General features: G+C 62.3%; 20 protein-coding genes. 13 read left to right on the top strand and 7 right to left on the bottom strand.

The features are described 5' to 3' along the window. Nucleotides 1–70 precede the first annotated feature (70 nt). The 3 genes from ACR9ZJ_RS06710 to ACR9ZJ_RS06700 form a co-directional block, all read right to left on the bottom strand. Nucleotides 71–3,100: a TonB-dependent receptor gene (locus ACR9ZJ_RS06710; protein WP_481280780.1), complete on the bottom strand. Its 3,030-nt coding sequence runs from the start codon at nt 3,098–3,100 to the stop codon at nt 71–73. A 377-nt stretch (nt 3,101–3,477) separates the two neighbouring features. Next, nucleotides 3,478–4,131 (bottom strand): DUF6766 family protein, encoded by a 654-nt coding sequence (locus ACR9ZJ_RS06705; RefSeq protein WP_481287264.1) that lies wholly within the window; start codon nt 4,129–4,131, stop codon nt 3,478–3,480. A gap of 113 nt (nt 4,132–4,244) precedes the next feature. Continuing rightward, entirely contained in the window at nt 4,245–4,442 is a 198-nt protein-coding gene (locus ACR9ZJ_RS06700; protein ID WP_481280778.1) for a hypothetical protein, read from the bottom strand. 288 nt (nt 4,443–4,730) lie between these two features. On the opposite strand from ACR9ZJ_RS06700, the gene ACR9ZJ_RS06695 reads away from it, so the two are divergent. From ACR9ZJ_RS06695 to ACR9ZJ_RS06685, 3 genes are all read left to right on the top strand, one after another. Beyond that, nucleotides 4,731–5,189 carry an Hsp20 family protein gene (locus ACR9ZJ_RS06695; RefSeq protein WP_481287263.1) on the top strand — a complete coding sequence of 153 codons (459 nt, stop codon included), beginning with the start codon at nt 4,731–4,733 and terminating at the stop codon, nt 5,187–5,189. 357 nt (nt 5,190–5,546) lie between these two features. Continuing rightward, nucleotides 5,547–5,960, top strand: coding sequence for a VOC family protein (locus ACR9ZJ_RS06690; RefSeq protein WP_481287262.1), 414 nt, complete (start codon nt 5,547–5,549; stop codon nt 5,958–5,960). A gap of 394 nt (nt 5,961–6,354) precedes the next feature. After that, entirely contained in the window at nt 6,355–6,801 is a 447-nt protein-coding gene (locus ACR9ZJ_RS06685; RefSeq protein ID WP_481287261.1) for a hypothetical protein, read from the top strand. A gap of 87 nt (nt 6,802–6,888) precedes the next feature. Here the strand turns inward: ACR9ZJ_RS06685 and ACR9ZJ_RS06680 are convergent, their stop codons facing one another. After that, nucleotides 6,889–7,623, bottom strand: coding sequence for an SDR family oxidoreductase (locus ACR9ZJ_RS06680; protein WP_481287260.1), 735 nt, complete (start codon nt 7,621–7,623; stop codon nt 6,889–6,891). Between the two features lie 86 nt (nt 7,624–7,709). Here ACR9ZJ_RS06680 and ACR9ZJ_RS06675 point away from each other — a divergent pair, with 86 nt between their 5' ends. Further along, complete coding sequence (locus tag ACR9ZJ_RS06675; RefSeq protein WP_481287259.1) at nt 7,710–8,363, top strand: TetR/AcrR family transcriptional regulator; 654 nt, start codon at nt 7,710–7,712, stop codon at nt 8,361–8,363. Between the two features lie 15 nt (nt 8,364–8,378). Here the strand turns inward: ACR9ZJ_RS06675 and ACR9ZJ_RS06670 are convergent, their stop codons facing one another. Continuing rightward, entirely contained in the window at nt 8,379–10,172 is a 1,794-nt protein-coding gene (locus ACR9ZJ_RS06670) for an IlvD/Edd family dehydratase (protein WP_481280772.1), read from the bottom strand. 195 nt (nt 10,173–10,367) lie between these two features. On the opposite strand from ACR9ZJ_RS06670, the gene chvE reads away from it, so the two are divergent. From chvE to mmsB, 3 genes are read left to right on the top strand one after another with little or no spacing between them, the layout of a single operon-like run. Continuing rightward, entirely contained in the window at nt 10,368–11,495 is a 1,128-nt protein-coding gene (gene chvE, locus ACR9ZJ_RS06665) for a multiple monosaccharide ABC transporter substrate-binding protein (protein WP_481280771.1), read from the top strand. Nucleotides 11,496–11,512: 17 nt separating this feature from the next. After that, on the top strand, nt 11,513–13,069 hold the full coding sequence (gene mmsA, locus ACR9ZJ_RS06660; RefSeq protein ID WP_481280770.1) for a multiple monosaccharide ABC transporter ATP-binding protein: 1,557 nt from the start codon (nt 11,513–11,515) through the stop codon (nt 13,067–13,069). Further along, complete coding sequence (gene mmsB, locus ACR9ZJ_RS06655; RefSeq protein ID WP_481287258.1) at nt 13,053–14,258, top strand: multiple monosaccharide ABC transporter permease; 1,206 nt, start codon at nt 13,053–13,055, stop codon at nt 14,256–14,258. Before mmsA ends, mmsB begins: the two co-directional genes overlap by 17 nt. 32 nt (nt 14,259–14,290) lie before the next feature. Here mmsB and ACR9ZJ_RS06650 read toward each other — a convergent pair whose 3' ends face one another. Beyond that, the gene (locus ACR9ZJ_RS06650; protein WP_481287257.1) at nt 14,291–15,040 is read right to left on the bottom strand and encodes a FadR/GntR family transcriptional regulator; all 750 of its coding nucleotides are present in this window, start codon (nt 15,038–15,040) and stop codon (nt 14,291–14,293) included. A gap of 122 nt (nt 15,041–15,162) precedes the next feature. On the opposite strand from ACR9ZJ_RS06650, the gene ACR9ZJ_RS06645 reads away from it, so the two are divergent. From ACR9ZJ_RS06645 to ACR9ZJ_RS06635, 3 genes are read left to right on the top strand one after another with little or no spacing between them, the layout of a single operon-like run. Next, a complete protein-coding gene (locus tag ACR9ZJ_RS06645) occupies nt 15,163–16,686 on the top strand; it encodes an aldehyde dehydrogenase (NADP(+)) (protein ID WP_481287256.1) in 1,524 nt (507 codons plus the stop codon). Between the two features lie 29 nt (nt 16,687–16,715). Further along, complete coding sequence (araD1, locus tag ACR9ZJ_RS06640) at nt 16,716–17,708, top strand: AraD1 family protein (RefSeq protein ID WP_481287255.1); 993 nt, start codon at nt 16,716–16,718, stop codon at nt 17,706–17,708. A gap of 2 nt (nt 17,709–17,710) precedes the next feature. Beyond that, nucleotides 17,711–18,643 carry a Gfo/Idh/MocA family protein gene (locus tag ACR9ZJ_RS06635; RefSeq protein ID WP_481287254.1) on the top strand — a complete coding sequence of 311 codons (933 nt, stop codon included), beginning with the start codon at nt 17,711–17,713 and terminating at the stop codon, nt 18,641–18,643. A 68-nt stretch (nt 18,644–18,711) separates the two neighbouring features. Here ACR9ZJ_RS06635 and ACR9ZJ_RS06630 read toward each other — a convergent pair whose 3' ends face one another. Next, complete coding sequence (locus tag ACR9ZJ_RS06630; protein WP_481287253.1) at nt 18,712–19,302, bottom strand: TetR/AcrR family transcriptional regulator; 591 nt, start codon at nt 19,300–19,302, stop codon at nt 18,712–18,714. Between the two features lie 126 nt (nt 19,303–19,428). Here ACR9ZJ_RS06630 and ACR9ZJ_RS06625 point away from each other — a divergent pair, with 126 nt between their 5' ends. The 3 genes from ACR9ZJ_RS06625 (at nt 19,429) to ACR9ZJ_RS06615 (ending at nt 21,825) form a co-directional block, all read left to right on the top strand. Beyond that, nucleotides 19,429–20,394, top strand: a complete 966-nt coding sequence (locus tag ACR9ZJ_RS06625) for an SDR family oxidoreductase (RefSeq protein WP_481287252.1) — start codon at nt 19,429–19,431, stop codon at nt 20,392–20,394. Further along, nucleotides 20,391–21,203, top strand: a complete 813-nt coding sequence (locus tag ACR9ZJ_RS06620) for an NAD-dependent epimerase/dehydratase family protein (protein WP_481287251.1) — start codon at nt 20,391–20,393, stop codon at nt 21,201–21,203. Before ACR9ZJ_RS06625 ends, ACR9ZJ_RS06620 begins: the two co-directional genes overlap by 4 nt. Before the next feature lie 172 nt (nt 21,204–21,375). Then, nucleotides 21,376–21,825 (top strand): acetyltransferase, encoded by a 450-nt coding sequence (locus tag ACR9ZJ_RS06615; RefSeq protein ID WP_481287250.1) that lies wholly within the window; start codon nt 21,376–21,378, stop codon nt 21,823–21,825. Nucleotides 21,826–22,196: the final 371 nt, after the last annotated feature.

The raw sequence follows: 22,196 nt of genomic DNA, 5'->3' as shown, positions 1-22,196 counted from the left end.
GCGAGGGGAGTTTGCAATGAGGGGCCCTCCCTGGCCCGGTTTTTGTTGTGATGCCGTAATGATTCCCAGCTCAGAAATCGTAGCTCGCGGTCAGGCGGGCATAACGAGGCGTCTGGTAGTACAGCCCCGCACCGTAGGTGTTCGACACCGTGAAGCGATCGTCCTCGTAGACATAGTCGTTGAGGAGCGGCTTGCGCTCGTTGGTGACGTTGAAGACCTGCAGGCCGAAGGCCAGCTTGTGGTCGGCGAACGCCGGGCGGTATTCGACCGACAGATCGAGCTGCTTGAACCAGGGCATGCGCTGCTCGCCCGGTGCATAGAGCTTGCCCGCGCAGGAGTGGTACGACGAGCCGTAGCTGATCGGGTCGTCGTCGTTCGGGCCGAAGAAGCCGAGACAGGACTTCGGCGCGCCGGAGGTGAGGCGCAGTGAACCGGAAAGCAGCCATTCCGGGGTCACCTGGTAGGAGCCGTAGGCCTTGAACTGGTGTTTGCGATCGTTGGCCAGCAGGCCATTGCTATGCACCATCAGCGCGGCGGCGTCCCAATCCTGCGTCTTCGAAATGTCGTTCTGGCCGATATCCGACTTCACCTGGCCTTCCGTGTTGCCGTAGCTCTTCGAGAAGGTGTAAATGGCGCGGCCGAACCACTTGCCATCGAACGGATGTTCCAGGTACAGGTCCAGTGAGTAGTACTTGCGCTTGGCACCGGTGGTGAAGCCCCAGTCGTCCTTGGACATCTTCACCTTGGTACGGCCACTGCCGTCGACGTTGGCCAGGCTGAACTCGTTCGAGCGGCCCGGGTTGAAGATCACGCAGCCCGGGATGGTGACGCTGTCCGGATCGATACCGGTCGCCGCCAGCTTGTCGGCGATACGTGCGGTGTCGCAGACATCGTCGATTGCCGCGCGCAGCTTGCGAACCATGACCTTGGCGCCCGTGACCCAGTCGGGACCCAGCGTCTTGTCGAAGCCGAGGATGGCTTCATCCTGGTACTGCGACTTGAGGTCGGTCGCGGTGATCGACTTCGGATCATTGGGCTGACCGTACTCGCCGTTCGAGGATACCGGGCCGGGACCGATCGGGCTCAGGCCGGTCGGTTCGCCGTTCGGATCGATGCCGGTATACGTGAAGTACTCGTTGGTAAAGGTCGAGGCCGAGGCGCCTCGAATAGCGACGCTGTTCGGTAGCGCGAGGTAATAACGGCCGAGGTTGCCGTAGATCTTCAGCGAGGAGTCGCCGAAGACGTCCCATGAAGCGCCCAATCGTGGCGCCCACTGGTTTCCGCTGTTGACGTAGGTACGACCCTGGTCGTTGTAGTTCTTGAACCGGTCGTTGCGTACACCGATGGTGAACAGGAACTTGTCGGTGATCTGCCACTTGTCTTCCAGGTAGTAAGCCTTCTGGTCGACTTCCATGCTCGTGGTCGTGATGAAGATCGTGCGACGGGCGTAATAGCCGTCACCGCCGGTCGGGCCGACGCCCAGGCCCGGGACGAGTGGGACGGTGGGATCGTTCACGTGACCGTAGGCCCAGAAATAGCCCGGGCCCGTGGTCGTCACGCCTTCGTCCTGCGCGGTGTACTTCATGTTGTCGATACCGCCGGTCACGCGGTGATCTCCGACTTGCCATTCCAGGTCGGCACGCAGGCCGTGGGTCTTGCTGTTCGCGCCCGGCGCGATCTTCTGCGTGGTGGCCGTGGTGTTGGTGAAAGACTGTCCGCCGGTGATCGCCGGATCCTGGAGGTCCGGACGGCTGATGAAGGGCAGGCCCAGGTCGCCCGGATTGCGCTGGACGTCGGTTGTCTTGCTCTTTCCGTAAGTCGCCGAGAACGTCAGGTCGTCGGTGATGTAGCTGGTGTACTTGGCGATGCCGTAGGTCGACGACGTCTTCGTGCTGTCGGGGTAGCGTCCCTGGAAGCCCAGGTGTTCGCGTGTGTCGTAGTCGAAGGTGGAATACTTGCCGCTGCGTTCGTCCGCCGAGTTGATCCCGGTCAGTTCGAGGATGTTGCTGTCGTTGATGTTCCAGTCCAGCTTCGCGTAGTACTTCGGCAAATCCCACTTGTAGTGGTTGGTCGCGTTTGGTGCCGTGGTAAAGGGATTGGTATTGGTACCTTCCGTTTTCTCCGTTTCCGCGGCGACGAACAGGTACAGCTTATCCTTGATCAGCGGACCGCCGGCGTACGCGCTGACCGTGCGTGTCCATTGGTTGTCGCCTACGCGATTGCGGTAGAGCTGGCCGGCCAGCGAGGGGTCGGAGTACTCGTAGCCCGCGGGCAGGTTCGCACTTGGGAAGTACTGGTTGCCCAGCTGCGAGCGAGCGAACTTCGGCTCCCACAGGATCTGCGCGCCGAAATGCCATTCGTTCGTGCCGCGCTTGCCGACCTGGCTGATCACGCCGCCTTCGGAGCGCCCATACATCGCGCTGTAGCCGCCGGTATAGATCTCCTGCTGGTCGATGGCGCCATAGGGAAGGCCCACGCCACCCAGGTTACGCAGCGGATCGGCCGTGTTGTAGCCGTTGATGTAGTAAGCGTTCTCGGACACGCCCGAGCCGCCGAACGAGACGGTCCGCCCGAAGAAGCCCGCGCCTGGATTCACGCCCGGAGCGAGCAGGGCGATGGCTTCCGCGTTGCGGCCGAGCGGCAGGCGGGCGAGTTGCTCGGAGGTGATCACCGTGCGCGAATCCACCGCGGAGACATCGATCGGCGGTAGCGCATTCGCTGTCACGGTGACCGATTCCAGCGCCTGGGCGCCGGTGGCGGTGGGGGCCCCGGTGAATGAGACTTCCGATCCCGCACCCACGGTCAGGCCGACGTTCTTGCGGGAATCGACCACCTGGCCGTTCTGCATGACGTTGACCGTATAGCTGCCTAGCGGAAGATTACCGATGCGGTACCGGCCGTCGGTACCGACCGTGACCTCGCGGGTCACACCGGTCGTGCCGGATACCTGGATCGTGCTGCCTGGACTGGCCTGGCCGAAGATCGCGCCCGTGGTGGCCTGAGCGAGGACGGCACCCGTGCCGCCGAGGCCAACCGCAAGGGCCAAGGCCAGTGCGGAACGACGCAGGACTTGCGCCTGCCGTAGGTCACGTGAATTCATTTACTGCTCTCCCCAGAGTTGGCCCCCAGCGGGCCACAAGTAACGCATCGGCGGTTGCCGAAGGTCTCACTCGGAAAGCATTTCCATTCGCTATTCGAAATTCTTTCCGAATGTTTCAAACGATGGAAAACAAGCCAAAGCCGTTCGGTCGCCCGTCAACGGCAGCCCGAACATAAAACTATCGTTCAGAAGTCGTCAATACTTGCGATGTGAATGGGCGTATGCAATTGCGGAAGAAGCGATATGAACGATCTAAATCTCTGATATCTAAGAGACTATCACGTAGATTTCACGTCGCAGGATAATGCTCGATTAGCGCCGCCTATCGAAAGATGTTGCCGGCCTCATAATGGGTTCCATGTGCGCGCTACTACAGGTCAACTTCCTGTCCGGCTATTGGGTGCGTCGACGGGTTTGGACTGCGGCGAATCCTTCTGGCGAAGAAAGATCGACAGGACGACGAGGGAGAACACCGCCAGGAATTCGCTTTGCCAGTTCTGGAAAGACTCGAACCAGAACGAGGGATCGACGATATAGGCGGCCAACCGCTCGGGCGGCTGGTGGTGTGCCAGTGCCTCGGCGATGGATTTTCGCCAGCTGCCGAACAGGTGGCCCGCGAAGCTCATGGCGAACAGGCAGAGGAACGCGATGGATAGCGAGTTGGCGTAGAGCCAGCGCACGATCCCGCCACGGCGCCAGGCCTTGGGTTGCAGATGTTCGGGCGTCGGCTCGTTTTCCTCTTCCTTCTCGTCCACGGGACGCGATTCGGCCGACCCTTTCTGGCGCAGCCAGACGGTGAGCAGTACGTACAGGCCCATCTGGAGGAACTCGGACTCCCAGTTCTCGCAGGTGGCCGACCAGAAGTCGCCGCTCATCAAATAAGCGACAAGGCCGATGTCGGGAAGCCCATGCTCGCCCAGTTCCTGGTTATGCGCGGCATGGCCCGTGATGGCCTGCGCCCCCCACGTCGCCAGCATCATCAGGCCGACGACGATGCTCAACCCGTTGCGCTTGAAGAACGAGTCCTTCATATCGTTGCTCCGGTGAAATGACCGAAGCATTCAGGCCGTCGCGTGAAGGCGGGGTGGCCGGGCAGGAAGAAGGCGCGGAGACCGCGCCTTCTTCCGTTTCGTGGTTTAGACGGTTACTGGTTCTTGTGGCTTTGTTGGCCAGCCTTGGCGTGCTGTTCGCTCGAACCGCCCCTCATGGAGCTTTCGGACGACTGCTGCTGTCCGCCCGTGTTCTTGTGCGATTGCTGGCCTGCCTTGACGTGTTGCTCGTGGCTTGCCTGGTCGCCGCCCCTACCGGGGGCGTTGCGGTTGGTGTTGCCGGAATTTGCCATTTTCGGGTCCTCCACAAGAAAAGGTGATTGCCGCCTGCGACAGGTTCCGCCGACGACGCGGGCAGCATTCCATCCGGTCGTTAAAGCCGTCGTGGCCTCATCATCAAGGGTGTGACGACATCGGTGAAGCAACCTGTATGGATGGCTAAACAAATTCTGAATGTGCCGGCTTGAAATGGAGCGAGGCATCCCTAGTTACGCATCGCTGGCCGCTTCGGGGCCAGCCTGTCCACCCGGGAGGGTGGGCAAGAGAACCCATCCATGTTGCTTATTCATGAGGATATGGCCATGCGTACTCTTCTCGATTACTCCCCGCTCCTGCGTTCGAGCATCGGCTTCGACCGCGTGTTCGAATTGCTCGAATCCGCCTCGCGCTCGCAGCAGGGAGACAACTATCCGCCGTTCGATTCCGTCAAGATCGACGAGGATTCGTATCGCATCACCATGGCGGTGGCGGGATTCACGGAGGACGAGCTGAACATCTCGACCCAGTCGAACATGCTTATCGTCAGCGGTGAGCACAAGGCCGAAGCCGAGGGCGAATACCTGCATCGCGGGATCGCGACCCGGGCCTTCAGCCGGCGATTCGAACTGGCCGAGCATGTGCGGGTGACCGGCGCGCGCCTTGCCAATGGCCTGCTCTCGATCGATCTGAAGCGCGAGATTCCCGAGGCCATGAAGCCTCGCCGCATCGAGATCAATCGTGGCACGGAAACCGTGCGTCAACTGCATAGCGACGCCGCCTGATGCGATCGCCGGCATGGTCCGGCGCGACCGCTGAAAGACGAGGCCCACGGCAGGGATGCCGTGGGTTTTTTATGCGTCGAGGCAGGGGGAGCCGTCGGCTGCCATTCTCTTCGCTAAGTCCTCGTTCGGCCTTCGCCTCCCTGCGGAATCGCTCTGAGAACGGCAGCCGACGGCTCCCCTACGAATGACACGGTGTAGTGTTGGACGAGCGGAGGCGGAGGCGAAAAATACGGGTGGGGGCGCAAAATACGGCGGATGCGGCGTATATTTCCATCCAAGCCGAAACCCTTGGCCAGATTCCTGTCCAGATGACTCCTGGCTGTTCGTACATGTGACACTCTCGCAGAAGGACATCCTATGGCATTGGAAACCGTCGAGATAAAGGCTTTCGTTCCCGCGAGGGATTTCGAACTATCTAAACGCTTCTATGTCGACCTGGGGTTCGAGGTGGCTTTCACCGATGATTCCCTCGCTTACTTGCGGGCGGGAAATTGCAGTTTTCTTTTGCAGAAGTTCTACATGCCTGACCACGCTTCGAACTTCATGATGCATTTGCTCGTGGTCGACGTGGACGCCTGGTGGAGCCGTGTCCAGGCACAGCAGCTGGTTCGACGTTATGGCGTGCGCTGTAGCACCCCGGAAGACCGCGCATGGGCTATCCGTGATTTCACGCTTACCGACCCCAGCGGGGTGCTATGGCGGATCGGGGCGAACATTGCCCTTAACGACGATATTCGTCGACCGTCCATGGAACCTTCCACAGTTAGCTAGGTCGAAGCGACGCCGGCTTTGCGAGGGTTCTGTATTTGCTGGGAAAGACCGCCGGCTCGTCCTTCGCGACCGAAATAGCCGGTAGAGGCCATAAATGCTTGCCAAAGGAGGGCGCGCCGTGAGGGTGGAAAGGCGGAGGCCGGATGCTCTGTCCGGCTCGACACACCGAATCGCGGCATGGGCCGTGGCGATAGGCTGCCATTTCGCTTTACTAGTGTCGTTGCTTCGGCCTGGAGTCGATAGTGTCGATAAGCCGACTGGAATGGAAAGCAGGGCTACGGCAACTCTACAACTGCGATTCATATCGCCACCGATGCCACTTGCTGCGTCTAACAAGGCGGCGACAGCTGCTGTGACAGAGGCGTTATCGAGTCGACGAGGAGGTGCACCCGTCATGGGAAAGGCGCCTCCCCCGAGGGACGCCCGCGAGCCAACCGCGCGTTCTGAATCATTGTCCGGTGGTGCGGTTAACGTGAATGCGGCTTCTGCATCTGGCTTGCCAACGGCCACGCCGGCTCGCAACGAGGCGGCTGGCAGCGACGGAGGATTTCAGGAGCGCCTGCTGAACGCCGAAAGTTCAAGCCATGTCCGTGGTATTCCTGGTTCCGATCGACGTCTTGCGCCGGGCATTCAGTTGAGTAATCCAACGGATCAAGGTGTGGGTGCGTTGATGCGAAACACGCAACGTCTCTTTGGTGTTACCAATCGTCATTGCATCGACGTGGAAGTCTGGCGGAGCCTCACTCCGCAGGAACGTATCGCGCGGCACATCTCATCCGATGACATGACAAAGATTGACGAGGAATATGAATGTGACAAGCCGTTGGGGCTAAGTTTCTAGTTGGCATTGCCATGGCAGGCCTTGTGGTTGGCGCACATTGATCACGGAGGACACCTTTCGGTGCTCTCCGTGACGATCAAAAAGAAGTTACCAGGGCTCTGCACCATCGGAGTTGAAGAACCCACCGGTCGGGCCGTCGTCCGGGAGCAGGGCGAGGCGGATGGCTTCAGCGGCACCTTCAGGGATGGTCTGGTGGCCGCTATGGCCGTTCAGGTCGGTGGCGGTGTAGCCGGGATCGGCGGCGTTCACCTTGATCCCGTGTTCCTTCAGTTCGGCTGCCAGCAGCACCGTGAACATATTCAGCGCGGCCTTCGAGCCGTTGTAGCCAAGGAACTTGACCGCGGCGAACTCCCAGGCCGGGTCGTTGTTCAGGGTGATGGAACCGAGACCGCTGGAGACGTTGACGATGCGACCGGAAGTGGATTTCTTCAGCAGCGGCAAGAGTGCCTGTGTAACGGCGACGGTGCCGAAGAAGTTGGTTTCGAATGTCTGGCGCACGGCGTCCAGGTCGACCGTTCCCGGCAGGCCGTCGTTTTGCAACGCGATGGCGGCGTTGTTGACGAGGACGTCGACGCGGCCTTCGTTGGCCTCGATGTCGGCGGCGGCGGCCGTCAGCGAGTTGGGGTTTGTGAGATCCACGGCCACGAAGCGCACGTCGATACCTTCGGCCTGAAGGGTTTTCGCCGCTTCGCGGCCACGTGTTTCGTCTCGTGCGCCGAGCAGGACACGATGACCGGCCTTGCCAAGCTGGCGGGCGACTTCAAGACCGATGCCCTTGTTGGCACCGGTGACGAGGGAGATGCGACGATCTGCGTTACTCATGGCGTTTCCTTGTGGAGTAGTGATGGTTGGCGCTATGAGTTAATTTATGAATCATCCTTCGGTTTTTACATTCGCATATGACCGTCGTGCCTTCCGAGTCCCTGAAGCCCCGTAAATCCCCGCGCCAGGCCCGCTCGACGGCGACCGTGGCGGCGATTTTCGAGGCGACGTTTCAGGTTTTGCTATCCGATGGCATCGCCCGGCTCACGACCACGCGCGTGGCGCAGCGGGCCGGGGTCTCCGTGGGCACGATGTACCAGTATTTCCCGCACAAGCAGGCCTTGCTATACGCGGTGCTCGATCAGTACCTGGGAGATGTGGTGATCGCCATGCAGGAGGCATGCGTGCGATACGAGGGCGCGCCCCTGCGGGAGATCTCGGATGGCCTGTGCCGCGCGTACCTCGAAGCGAAACTGCGCCACCTTCCTGGCTCGCGGGCCTTGTATGTGGTCGCCGCCGAACTGGATACGGCCGACCTCATCGCCGATGTGGTCGGGCGTACCGATCGGGCCATCGCGCGGCTGCTCGCCACGGCATCGGATGCCGTGTTCGACGATGTCGAGACCGTGACGTTCGCATTGCGTTCCATGCTCGTCGGCACGGTGCAAGCCGTACTGGAGAAAGATGGCTCGCCTGCATCCCTGGCGATACTACGGGCGCAGCTGCCCGTCATGTCGCGTGCTTATCTGGTGGAGGCTTCGCGGAGCCGGCCGAACACCAAGGGCGTGTCGACCGGTTAGCGCTTGCCTGGCCGGTCAGTGACTGTCCCGCGGGAGCCCCTTCGTCTGCGCGATCTGCTGGTATTTCTCCGCACCTTCGAGGATGGCGCCGGTTTCCATCTGTCCGACGATGCTGCGCTGGATCTCCTGCCACGGCGTCTGCGATGCCGGATAGCGGTAGCCGCCCGCTTCGGCCAGCGCTCGGCGGCGCTCGGCCAGTTCCTCGTCGCTGATCAATACATTGGCCGTGCCCCTGCCGAGGTCGATGCGGACGCGATCCCCGGTGCGGATCAGCGCCAGTCCCCCCATCACCGCGGCCTCGGGGCTCGCGTTGAGAATGGAGGGCGAACCCGAGGTGCCCGATTGGCGACCGTCACCGATGCAAGGCAGCGCGTGCACGCCTTCGCGGATGAGATAGGCCGGCGGCCGCATGTTCACCACTTCCGCGGAACCCGGGTAGCCCACCGGGCCCGCGCCGCGCATGAAGAGCAAGGTGTCGGTGGTGATGCCGAGCGAGGGGTCGTCGATGCGGTGGTGATAATCCTCCGGGCCGTCGAAGACGACCGCCGGGCCTTCGAACGCTTCGGGGTCCTCGGGACGGCTGAGATAGCGTTCGCGAAACTCCGGGCTGATGACGCTGGTTTTCATGATGGCGCTGTCGAACAGGTTGCCGCGCAACACGATGAATCCGGCATCTTCCTTCAGGGGACGGGTGAACGGGCGGATGACGCGCTCGTCCTCGATGGTCGCATCGCGGCAGTTCTCGCCGATGGACTTGCCGTTGGCCGTCATCGCGCCTTCGTGGATCAGGCCCTGCCTGAGCAACTCGCCCACCACCGCGGGTACGCCGCCGGCGTGGTAGAAGTCCTCGCCGAGGTATTCCCCGGCCGGTTGCAGGTTGACCATCAACGGCACCTTGTGGCCGTGCGTCTGCCAGTCGTCGATCGTCAGTTCCACGCCCATGTGACGCGCGATGGCTGCGAGGTGGATGGGCGCGTTGGTCGATCCGCCGATGGCCGAGTTGACCACGATGGCATTGAGGAATGCTTCGCGGGTGAGGATGTCGGAGGGTTTGAGATCTTCCGCGACCATCTCGACGATGCGCTTGCCGGTGAAATAGGCGACTTCCTGACGGTCGCGGTAGGGCGCGGGGATCGCCGCGGCGCCCGGCAGCTGCATGCCGAGGGCTTCGGCCAGGCTGTTCATCGTCGTCGCCGTTCCCATCGTGTTGCAATAGCCTGTCGATGGCGCGGACGAGGCGACCAGCTTGATGAAGCCTTCCTTGTCGATGGCGCCGGTAGCCAACAACTCGCGCGCTTTCCAGACGATCGTTCCCGAGCCGGTACGTTCGCCCTTGTGCCAGCCGTTGAGCATGGGGCCGACCGAAAGCGCGATGGCCGGGATGTTCACGGTGGCCGCCGCCATGAGGCAGGCTGGCGTGGTCTTGTCGCAACCGATCGTCAACACCACGCCGTCGATGGGATAACCATGCAGCACTTCGACCAGGGACAGGTACGCCAGGTTGCGATCGAGGCCGGCGGTGGGACGCTTTCCTGTTTCCTGGATCGGATGCACCGGGAACTCCAGCGCGATGCCGCCCGCTTCACGAATACCTTCGCGCACGCGTTCGGCAAGCACGACGTGATGGCGGTTGCACGGCGAAAGATCGCTGCCCGTCTGGGCGATGCCGATGATCGGCTTGCCCGAGCGCAACTCTTCCAGCGACAGGCCGAAGTTGAGATACCGCTCCAGGTACAGCGCGGTCATGTCGATGTTTTCGAGATTGTCGAACCAGGCGCGGGAACGAAGCGGAGAGGGGGGCTGTGTCATGGCGAGCGGGAGGTCTCTGGAGACAGGCAGGAAGCCGTTCGGCACTTGGGGGTACAGTCGAGCGGCGGTCGTTGACGCGCGATCAGTGCGCCGATAGTCTATTACTCAGACAAGATAATCGATGAGATACGCGGCGGTAAAGACGTTTTCGGAAAGACGGGTAATTTCCAGCACTCAACCGAAAGGTATTCCAAAGTGAACGCACGCAACCTGTATATCGGCCTCGCGGCCGTCGGCTTCGCCTTCTCGCTCGCGGCTTGTTCCGGCGGGCGTGGCAACGGCGACACCGCCGCCTCGTCATCGGACAACAAGGGCGCTCTGGTCGGTGTCGCCATGCCCACCAAGGTCTCCGAGCGCTGGATCAAGGATGGCAACGCCGTCAAGGAGGACCTGGAGAAGCTCGGCTACAAGGTCGATCTCGAGTACGCCGACAACAAGATCCCGCAGCAGGTGCTCCAGGTCAGCAACATGATCACCAAGGGTGCCAAGGTGCTGGTCATCGCGTCGATCGACGGTGGCTCGCTCAGCGACCAGCTCGATGCCGCGGCAAAAGCCGGCATCAAGGTCATTTCCTACGACCGCCTCCTTACCGGTAGCAAGAACGTCGATTACTACGTGTCGTTCGACAACTATAAGGTCGGTGTCGACCAGGCCAACAGCCTGCTTACCGGCCTGGGCTTCCTCGATGCGAATGGCAAGAAGACCGACAAGAAGGGACCGTTGAACGTCGAGCTGTTCGCGGGTAGCCCCGACGACAACAACGCCACGTTCTTCTATAACGGCGCGATGGACACGCTCAAGCCGTACATCGACGACGGCTCCATCGTCATCAAGAGCGGCCAGACCGGCTTCACCCAGGTGGCCACCCTGCAGTGGGATCCGGCGACGGCGAAGGCGCGCATGCAGAACCTGGTCGCCAAGTCCTATTCGGACGGCGCCAATGTCGATGGCGTGCTCTCTCCGTACGACGGCATGTCGATCGGCATCATCTCCGCCTTGCAGGGTGCGGGCTACGGCGGCGCCGCGAAACCGCTGCCGATCATCACCGGGCAGGATGCGGAGGCGGCCTCGGTCAAGTCGATCATCGCGGGCCAGCAGTACTCCACGATCTACAAGGACACGCGCAAGCTCGCCGACCAGGCGGCCGTGATGACCAACGACCTGCTGACCGGCAAGAAGCCGGAAACGAACGACGACAAGACGTACAACAACAAGGTCGTGGTCGTCCCGACCTACCTGTTCCAGCCGACCGTGGTCACCAAGGCGAACTACAAGGAAGTGCTTGTCGATAGCGGTTACTACACCCCGGCGCAGCTGCAGTAAGACGCGCTGGAGGGCACGTGACCGATCATATTCTCGAGATGCGGGGCATCACGAAGGCGTTTCCAGGTGTCAAGGCATTGCAGGATGTGTCGCTAGGAGTGAAGCGTGGCCATGTCCACGCCATCTGTGGCGAGAACGGTGCCGGCAAGTCGACGCTCATGAAGGTTCTCAGCGGGGTATATCCCGCTGGGACGTTCGACGGACAGATCGTCTTCGAGGGCCAGCCGGTCGACTTCAGGAGCATCAACGATTCCGAAGCGGCCGGTATCGTCATCATTCATCAGGAGCTTGCGCTCAGCCCGTATCTTTCCATCGCCGAGAACATCTTCCTCGGCAACGAGCAGCAGACGCGTGGGTGGATCGACTGGAACAAGACCAACCTGGAAGCCGCGAAGCTGCTCGAACGGGTAGGGCTGAAGAACAACCCGGTCACCAAGATCACCGACCTCGGCGTCGGCCAGCAACAGCTGGTGGAAATCGCGAAGGCCTTGTCCAAACGGGTGAAGTTGCTCATTCTCGATGAGCCCACCGCGGCCCTGAACGACGCCGATTCGGCGCACCTGCTCGGGTTGATCAAGCAGCTCCAGGCGCAGGGCATCACCTCGATCATCATCAGCCACAAGCTCAACGAGATCGAGGCGATCGCCAACGAAGTGACGATCATCCGCGACGGCCGTACGATCGAGACGCTCGACATGCAGGCGGACCACGTCTCCGAAGAACGGATCATCAAGGGCATGGTCGGGCGCGAACTGGAAAGCCGGTATCCGGAGCACACGCCGAACATCGGTGAAGAGCTTCTACGCATCGAGAACTGGAACGTCTTTCACCCGATCGACGTCACCCGGCAGATCATCACCGACGCCAGCCTCCGCGTGCGGGCGGGAGAAATCGTCGGCATCGCCGGGTTGATGGGGGCAGGACGGACCGAGCTCGCGATGAGCGTGTTCGGGAAGAGCTACGGCGTGAAGATCAGCGGCAAGGTGTTCAAGCGCGGTGTCGAGATCGACATGAGCACCGTGCCGAAGGCGATCAGGAACGGCGTGGCGTATGCCACGGAAGATCGCAAGCGCTATGGGTTGAACCTCATCGACGACATCACCCGCAATACATCGGGCTCGGCCCTGGGCAAGCTCGCGGGCCTGTTCGGTTTCGTCGATGGGCATAAAGAGGCCACCGTGGCGGGCGAGTACCTCAAGTCGCTCAAGATCAAGGCGCCCAGCGTGTCCTCGATCACCGGGAAATTGTCGGGCGGTAACCAGCAGAAGGTCGTGTTGTCCAAGTGGATGTATGCCGACCCGGATGTGCTGATCCTCGATGAGCCGACCCGTGGCATCGACGTGGGCGCCAAGTACGAGATCTACGCCATCATCAACCGGCTCGCCGACGAGGGCAAAGGCATCATCATGATCTCGTCGGAACTCCCCGAGCTCCTGGGCGTCTGCGATCGTATCTACACCCTCGCCGAGGGCCGTATCACGGCGGATATCCCGCGATCCGAAGCGACCGCCGAAATCCTTATGCAGCACATGACAAGAGAACGGGAGCGGGGCGCCAGTGACAACCTCCAATGAATTGACGCCACCGTCCAGCGCGACGAAGACCGCGCTGAAATACCTGGCGGGACAGCTTCGCCAGGTCGGCCTGTTCAGCGCGCTGATCGTGATCGTGCTGTTCTTCCAGTTCGCGACCGGCGGCATCACGCTCCGGCCGATCAACGTATCGAACCTGGTCATCCAGAACAGCTACATCCTGATCCTTGCCATCGGCATGGTCATGGTGATCATCGCGGGCCACATCGACCTGTCGGTCGGTTCGCTCGTGGCCTTCGTGGGGGCGATGGCCGGCGTCATGATCACGCAGTGGCACATCCCCTGGCCGGCGGCGATCGTGCTCTGCCTGGTCATCGGTGGCGTCGTCGGCGCATGGCAGGGCTTCTGGATCGCCTATTTCAGGATTCCCGCGTTCATCGTCACGTTGGCAGGCATGTTGCTGTTTCGCGGGGCCGCGCAGATCGCGCTGCAAAACCAGCAGATTTCACCCTTTCCGGAAGCGTTCCGCCGGATGGGTTCCGGGTTCCTGCCGGCGTTCGGCACCAGCGGATACGAGCCACTCACGCTCATCCTGGGGGGCGTCGCCGCCCTCGTGCTGCTCTATGGCTCGTTGCGCCAGCGGATGGTGCGGCATACCTACGGACTGGAGTCCGAGCCGCTCTGGTATTTCATCCTCAAGCTGGCCTTCTCGGTCTTCCTGATCGGTTGCATGGCGTTCCTGCTGGCCAGCTATAACGGCACGCCGATCGTTCTGGTGATCCTGGGCGTGCTGATCGTCGCGTATGCGGCGATCATGGCGCGGTCGGTTTTCGGGCGCCATGTCTACGCGATCGGTGGCAACCTCAACGCGGCGGCCCTTTCGGGCGTGAAAACCAAGCGCGTCACCTTCCTGCTGTTCGTGAACATGGGAGTCATCTCCGCGCTGGCCGGACTGGTCTTCACCGCCCAGCTGAACCTGGCGAGCCCGAGCGCCGGCACGGGTTTCGAACTCGACGCGATCGCCGCCGTGTTCATCGGTGGCGCCGCCGTGACCGGCGGTATCGGCACGGTGACCGGCGCGATCATCGGTGGCCTCATCATCGGCCTGCTCAACAACGGCATGTCGATCCTCGGCGTCGGCACGGAATACCAGTCGCTGATCAAGGGGCTGGTGCTGTTGGCGGCCGTCGCGTTCGACGTCTACAACAAGCGCCGCGTCGGAGGTCGCTAGGCCCCGCTGAGGCGGGCGGTCAGCGATGCGGCTTACGGTTCCATCGCCTGCCGGGTGTCTTCCAGCGCCAGTTCCACGAGTACGCGCATCGCTTCGCTGGCGGCGGCCGGGTCGCGATCGGCGATGGCGACGAGCACCCGGCGATGGTCCGGGATGGGATTGCGGGGCAGGGTGCGCTGGCGTTGCTTGAACTGTGTCGTCCAGCTGACGGCGGCACAGATACTCGCATTCAACACGATGAGCGCATCGTTGCCGGTGGCATGCAGGATCGCGCTGTGGAAGTCACGGTCGGCCGTGCGGCCGGCCTCGGTGGCGAGGGTATGGCGGGTCATGCGGGCCAGGGCGTCGCGCATGGTCTTGAGTGCCTCGTTGTCGCGTCGTTCCGCGGCCAGTGCGGCGGCGGCGGGCTCCACGATGGCGCGGAGTTCGAACAGGCTACGAATGAAGCCGATGTCGGGCTGCCCGGTGAATGCCCAACCCAACACCTCGGGATCGAGCAGGTTCCAGCGGCTCCGGGGCAACACGCGCGTACCGGCCTTTGGCCGGCTTTCGACCAAGCCTTTGGCAGCCAGTGCCTGGATCGCCTCGCGGTAGGCCGTTCGCGAAACGTCCAGCTGCTCGGAAAAAACCACTTCGCCGGAGAGTACGTCACCCGGCTGGTATTCACCGGAGAGAATCGCGGCGCCCAGCTTGTTCGCGATGGCGCCGTACAGGCGTCGACCGGTACCGCGCGGCTGGCGTTCGCGTTCGATCGGTACTGTCGGCGTCGTCGTCTTGCTCACGTGCTCATTCCTTCCTGGCCATCGACCGCTTGGCATTGCAAAACCAGCATAACCGCCTTAACCTAATTGTCTGAGTAATTATCGTGGCGCAGCACATGTCGAACGATGAGAAGACAGGCGGGATGCAGAGTACTTTCCGCTCGGTGGAAGCGGCGACCGGGCAGCCTTTCGGCCCTGCGTTCACGCCGGACGATATGGCTGAGGTCAGGTCCGCCTGTGCGGCCGCCGAGGCGGCCTTCGATGTTTATCGTACGACAGATGCCGGTGACCGGGCGGCGTTCCTGGAACGCATCGGCGAGGAAATCCTCGCCCTGGGTGACGAGCTCATCGTCACCGCCATGCGCGAAAGCGGATTGCCGCGCGCGCGCCTGGAGGGCGAGCGCGGCCGTACGGTCGGCCAGCTGAGGTTGTTCGCCGGCGTGCTCAGGCGCGGCGACTGGATGGGGCTGCGCGTCGACCCCGTCCCCGCTGGGGAGACACCGTCCGCGCGTGCCGATTTGCGACTGCGCAGGATTCCCCTGGGGCCGGTCGCCGTGTTCGGTGCGTCGAATTTCCCGTTGGCGTTTTCCACGGCCGGTGGCGATACGGCATCGGCGCTCGCCGCCGGCTGTCCCGTCGTCGTCAAGGGTCATCCCGCGCATCCCGCCACGGGAGCCTTGGTCGCGGATGCCATCCACAAGGCGGTGAAGGCGAGCGGCCTGCCGTCCGGCGTATTCGCGAACCTCACCGGCCCGGGGATCGAACTGGGAGCGGCCCTGGTCACCGATCCGGCGATCGCCGCGGTGGGATTCACCGGCTCGCGTGCCGGCGGCCTGGCGCTCGTCAAACTGGCACAGGCACGGGAGATCCCCATCCCTGTGTTCGCGGAGATGTCGAGCGTCAATCCGGTGCTGCTATTGCCGGAGGCGCTGCGTGCACGCGGGGAAGCCATGGGCACCGCCTTCGTCGGTTCGTTGACGATGGGCGCCGGACAGTTCTGTACCAACCCCGGCTTGCTCCTGGCGATCGAAGGGGAAGGCCTGGACGCGTTCGTGTCGGCCGCCAGCCGCGTGGTGTCCGAGGCACCTCCGCAAACCATGCTGACGCCCGCGATCCACCATGCGTACGAGACATCGGTCGAGGCGCTTCGTAAACACAGCGAGGTGACGGCCCTGGCACAAGGCCCGGCTACCGAAAGCGCGAGCGCCGGGCGCGCGGCGTTCTTCTCCACCAGCGGCAAGGCGTTCCTCGCCGACAAGGTGCTCGCGCACGAAGTCTTCGGTGCCTCGTCCCTGCTGGTTCGCTGTGCCGACGAAGCCGAACTTCGCGCAGTCCTCGCGGCATGCGAGGGGCAGCTGACGATGACGTTGCAGATGGACGATGGCGATACCGCATTGGCGGCCCGGCTGGTCCCGCTGCTGGAACGCAAGTGCGGACGCATCGTCGTCAACGGCTGGCCGACCGGCGTCGAAGTCACCCACGCCATGGTGCACGGCGGACCGTTCCCCGCGACGTCCGACGGGCGTTCGACATCGGTCGGCAGCCTCGCCATCGATCGGTTCCTGCGCCCGGTGTCGTACCAGAACTTCCCGCCGGCCTTGTTGCCCGCCGTGCTGCGCGACGACGCTGGCCTGCCGCGGCTCGTCAACGGTATCCCGGCCGCCTGAATCCCGTCTTCCGAGAAGAGAGAGACTTCATGACTTTGCGTCTCCTGCAACATCGCGCCGCGGACGGCGTGCGCTCGGTGATCGCCGCGCGGGGCGATGCCGCCGCCTTCGTGCCCGGCGTCGATAGCGTTCGGGCACTCGCGGGCAAGGCCATCGCGATGGGTACCGACCTCGCGGGCGCGATCGCCGCATGCGGTGCCGGGAAGCCGGTGGATATCGTCGAGGAGTTGGCCGCGGGCCGCTTGCTCGCTCCGATCGATCACCCGGACCCGGCGCATCTCTTCATGACCGGCACGGGCCTCACCCACCTGGGTTCCGCGGAAGGGCGGGACAAGATGCACCGTGAGGCGGCCGTCGCCGAGAAGCAGACGGATTCGATGCGAATCTTCCTCGAAGGAGTCGCGGGCGGCAAACCCGCGGAAGGGGAAGTCGGCAGCCAGCCGGAATGGTTCTACAAGGGCAACGGCCATGGCCTGGTCGGGCCGGGCATACCGCTCACGTCGCCCGCATTCGCGAAGGATGGCGGAGAGGAGCCGGAACTCGCGGGCATCTACCTCATCGGTGACGACGGCACGCCGTTTCGTCTCGGCGTTTGCCTCGCGAACGAGTTCAGCGACCACATCACGGAACGGCATAACTACCTCTGGCTCGCGCATTCGAAATTGCGTCAGGCGGCCCTGGGTGCCGAATTGCTCGTCGGCCCGCTTCCTGCTGAAATCGAAGGCAAGAGCCGCATCTATCGGAACGGCGCGGTCGTGTGGGAAAAGCCATTCCTCTCCGGGCAAGAGAACATGTCGCATAGCTTCGCGAATCTCGAGGCGCATCATTTCAAGTACGAGCTGTTCCGGCAGCCGGGCGATATCCACGTGCATTTCTTCGGTACGGCCACGTTGTCGTTCTCCGATGGCGTGGCTACCCAGCTTGGCGACGTGTTCGAGATAGAAGCCGCGCCGTTCGCCTTGCCGCTGCGTAACGCGCTCGCGCAGGCACCCGCGCAGGCCGTCACGGTCAAGGCACTTTGACGGTGGCCCCTATCCGCATCGCGGTGGTCGGCCTGGGCAAGATCGCCCGCGACCAGCACCTCCCCGCGATCGCGAACGACGATGACTTCCAGCTTGCGGCAGTGGTCGATCCCGCGGTGTCGGGCGTTGAAGGCGTTCCTTGCTTCGACAGCCTCGATGCGTTGTTCCAGGGTGGCGTCGCCGTGGATGCGGTCGTCCTCTGCACGCCGCCGCAGGTTCGCTATACGCTGGCCAGGAAGGCCCTGAAGAACAACGTCCATGTCTTCCTCGAGAAGCCGCCGGGCGCGACATTGACCGAAGTCGCGGCACTCTCACAGCGGGCGGATGCTGGCGGCCTGACCTTGTTCGCGGGCTGGCATTCCCGATATGCCGCCGGCGTAGAGCCTGCGCGCGCCTGGCTCGCCGAGCGGCGGATAGAGAGCGTTTCCATCCGTTGGCGGGAAGATGTTCGCGTGTGGCACCCCGGGCAAGAATGGATATGGGAAGCCGGCGGGCTGGGCGTCTTCGATCCGGGGATCAACGCATTGTCGATCGCCACGTACATACTTCCCCGGGCGTTCATCCTTCGGTCCGCGACCTTGTCGATTCCCGCCAACCGCGCGGCGCCCATCGCGGCCGACCTGCGGTTCGTCGACGGGGACGATGTCCCGATGTCGATGGATCTGGACTGGCGCCAGACCGGTCCACAGAGTTGGGACATCGTGGTCGAGACCGATCAGGGCAGGTTGACCCTTGCCAAGGGTGGCGCCGTGCTGAGCTTGCCTGGACAGGACGTAGGCGGGGAAGACCGGGAATATGCGGGGATGTATTCGCGTTTCGCCTCGCTGATCCGTTCGCGCAATTCCGATGTGGATACGACGCCGCTGCGACTGGTGGCCGATGCGTTCTTGCTGGGTCGTCGTGAGACTACCGAGGCGTTTCATTGGGACAGATGAGATCGTAGCCGCGCCCGTTAGGACACATGGGATGGGCTGCTGTCAGGAACGAATGGCCCTCGATGCAATCAGAGTTCCATGCGTAAACTGTCGAAGGCATCCCTTAAGAACTTGGCCACCGGCTTTCGTTGGCCAGTCTGGTCTCTCCATGCTTGAAGCGCCAATCTCATCGCCCCGACCGAGACCATGGCGACCATCCGAAGCGAGGTGCGGCGCTCGGGTTGCCGCCACACCTCGCACAACGTCTCGAAGAGCGCTTGCTCCTGTTCCGCATAGTGCGTCTGCTTGCGGGCACGCAGCGCTTCGCTTGACCGCATGAGGTTGTCGACGGCGATCATCTGTTCGGTGGTATAGCCTTCGATATGCCTCACCATCACATCGCGAACCGCATCGAGCGGCGATACGTCGGGTGATGTCTTGAGCAACTCGGCATACAGACTCGAAGCTCCTGCCTGTTGCCAGAACAGGATGACGTCGTCCTTGGATTTGAAATACGAGAAAAAGGTGCGGCGCGAGATGCCCGCTTCCGCGGCGATGGCGTCCAGCGTCGTATTTTCGTAGCCATTGGCAAGGAACAAGCGCTGTCCGACCTCGGCGATACGCTGACGAGTTTCGCGGCGCTTGCGCTCCCGCAAACCTTCTGTGGCCGCTGCGCCCACGGGGGACGAATTTCCTGACATCCGGATGGCCTATTGCAAAGCTGCACCAAGTGCAGTAAAAATTGCACTCAGTGCTAAATTAGTTGCACTCATCTTACGTTCTCATCCCTGACCAAGGCAAGGTTGATGGCCACTTGGACCGTTTCCGACATCCCATCCCAACGCGGCCGTACAGCGGTAGTCACCGGTACTGGCGGTCTTGGATTCCAGGACGCATTGGCATTGGCCCGGGCAGGGGCCGACGTCATCATCGCGGGTCGAAATCCGTTGAAGGGCAGCGCGGCAGTCGATCGGATTCGCCAAAGCGTGCCGGGTGCGAATGTAGCTTTCGAGTTGCTGGATCTCGCCAGCCTCGACTCCATCAAGTCATTCGCGGGGAACCTGCGACGCTCGCGCGACAGACTGGATCTGCTCATCAACAACGCGGCGGTGATGACGCCACCGAAGCGCCTGGCCACTGCTGACGGGTTCGAGTTGCAGTTCGGCACCAACTACCTGGGCCACTTCGCCTTGACCGGCCAGCTTCTGCCGCTGCTGCGAAAGGGCGACAAGCCGCGCGTGGTCACTCTTTCTAGCGTTGCAGCCCGAAGCGCCGCGATCGACTTCGATGATCTGCAAGCTCGGCGCAGCTACAAGCCGATGCCAGCTTATGGCCAATCGAAGCTCGCCTGCCTGATGTTCGCCCTTGAACTACAACGCCGCAGCGATAACGCAGGCTGGGGTATCCAGAGTGTCGCCGCGCATCCCGGTATTTCGCGCACCGATCTCTTGCCCAATGGCGCCGGAACCTGGAGCGCGCCGGGTATCGTCCGCCGTTACTTGTGGTTTTTGTTCCAACCCGCGGCTCAGGGGGCATTGCCGACGCTCTTCGCCGCGACTTCGCCGGAAGCGCAAGCGGGTGCGTACTACGGTCCGAACAAGCTGAGCGAGACGCGTGGCTATCCGGTCCCGGCCATGATCCCTCCGCAGGCCCTCGATACGACCAGCGCTGCCAGGCTCTGGGATGAATCGGAGCGGCTGACCGGCATGGTCTATCCCGCCGGCGAAGGGCGGAAGTTTCCAGAAGCGGCCGGGGAGGGAGTGAACCCATGACGGTTCTTGTGACAGGTGGGACCGGGCTCGTTGGCTCGCGTCTGCTAGGGCGTCTGGTGGATTCGGGTGTGCGATGCCGGGCGCTGGTGCGCCACGGCAGGACGCTCCCAGCCGGAGTAACTGCCATCGAGGGCGATATCCTGGACCCGGGGTCCCTTGCGGCTGCGCTGGAAGGCATATCGGCTGTCGTGCACCTGGCGGCGGTGTTCCGAACGTCCGACGAAGACCTGATCTGGAAGGTCAACCTCGAAGGCACGCGTAACCTGATCGCGGCAACGAAGGCACATGCAAAGGGCGCGCGCTTCATCATGGCGAGTACCTGCCACGTCTACGATGCGAACAGCCCTCGTCCAGGCCGCGAAGACGATGTCGTCGAGCCACGGCATGCGTATCCTGCCAGCAAGGTGGCGGCGGAGAACGAACTGCGCAGCAGCGGCGTCAACTGGTCGATCCTGCGATTCCCGTTCGTCTACGGTGATCGTGACGGGCATCTCGAAGACCTTCCCAAGCATGTCGTCGGCACATGGCATCCCGCCCAGAGACTGAGCACCGTCCATCATCGAGACGTCGCATTGGTCGTGAAGATGGCCTTGGCCGGTGTGATGGACGGCCATATCGTGAACATCACAGACGAAGCCCCGGCGTCGGTCTATGAATTGGTCACGCTCGCCGGCGCATCCATGGCGCCATCTTCCGAGCCGCTCATGAATCCCTGGCACTTGCATGTGGACGGGAGCTTCGCCCGTAGCCTGGGATTCCAGCCTTCCGTCAGAACGATCTATCAGGCTGTCCAGGAGGGGTTACTCTGACCGGCATATGAAAGCCCGTCGAGAAGCCGCATGTTATCGGTCGTCCGCCACTGGCGATTCCGGGATACAGCCTCAAGACAAGGCTGTCGAACTGCGGGATACTGTGGGGCCCGGTTTCCTGTGCAAAATCAAAGGAAGATGGCTACTTCCTAATGCGCGTTAGACAGCACACATGAAGATCCGAAAAGCACAGCCAGAAGATCATGAAGCTCTCCTTGGCATCTGGGAGCAATCGGTTCGCGCGTCACATGACTTTCTGTCGGAACAAGATATCCAGACGCTTCTACCCATAGTTCGGGATCAAGCCCTGCCGGGCCTTGAAGTGTGGGTATTGTGCGATGAGGCATCAGCGCCTATCGGTTTTATGGGGCTGGACGACAACAAGCTTGAGGCGTTGTTTATTTCTCCGACCAGCTTTCGGCGAGGCGGAGGAAAGATCATGCTTGAGCATGCGAGAACACTGAAAGGCGAACTGCAAGTGGATGTAAATGAGCAAAATCCGCGCGCAGTGGCTTTTTATCTATCCAATGGCTTCGTAGTCACTGGTCGCTCATCAACGGATTCCCTGGGGTTGCCATTTCCGTTGCTGCATTTGAGCGAGGCCGGTCGGAGTGTTGCCTGACATCTCTTCGTGGCGTTGCGCGGCAGTGTCGCGATGGCGTCCAAAAAACAGATCCATGTCCTGCGCGTCGACCTCGGTCAGCGGGCTTATCGGGTTTGCAGGAATGCTTTGGGCATACCAGTACCTCCAAGAGTACCTTTGAAAGGACTGATCGGAGATCTCCGTCACCCGCAAAGCAAAACGGATCAGCAAGTTACTGCTGATCCGCTGCCGAAGTGGTGGAGGTGGCGGGACCCTGTCGGGAGACGCCACAACCCTCTGATCAGCAACGTGTTTGGACTAAGAAATTGGCGGCAAAAATCGTACCCCAAACTGTACCGTGACGTTAGCGCGACGCGGTAGGGAAGGGAAGAGCTGCCCAGCGGCCTCGC

The organism is Luteibacter sp. KNZ12-1A (assembly GCF_056755675.1).
This window is presented reverse-complemented; position numbering and strand designations above follow the sequence as displayed.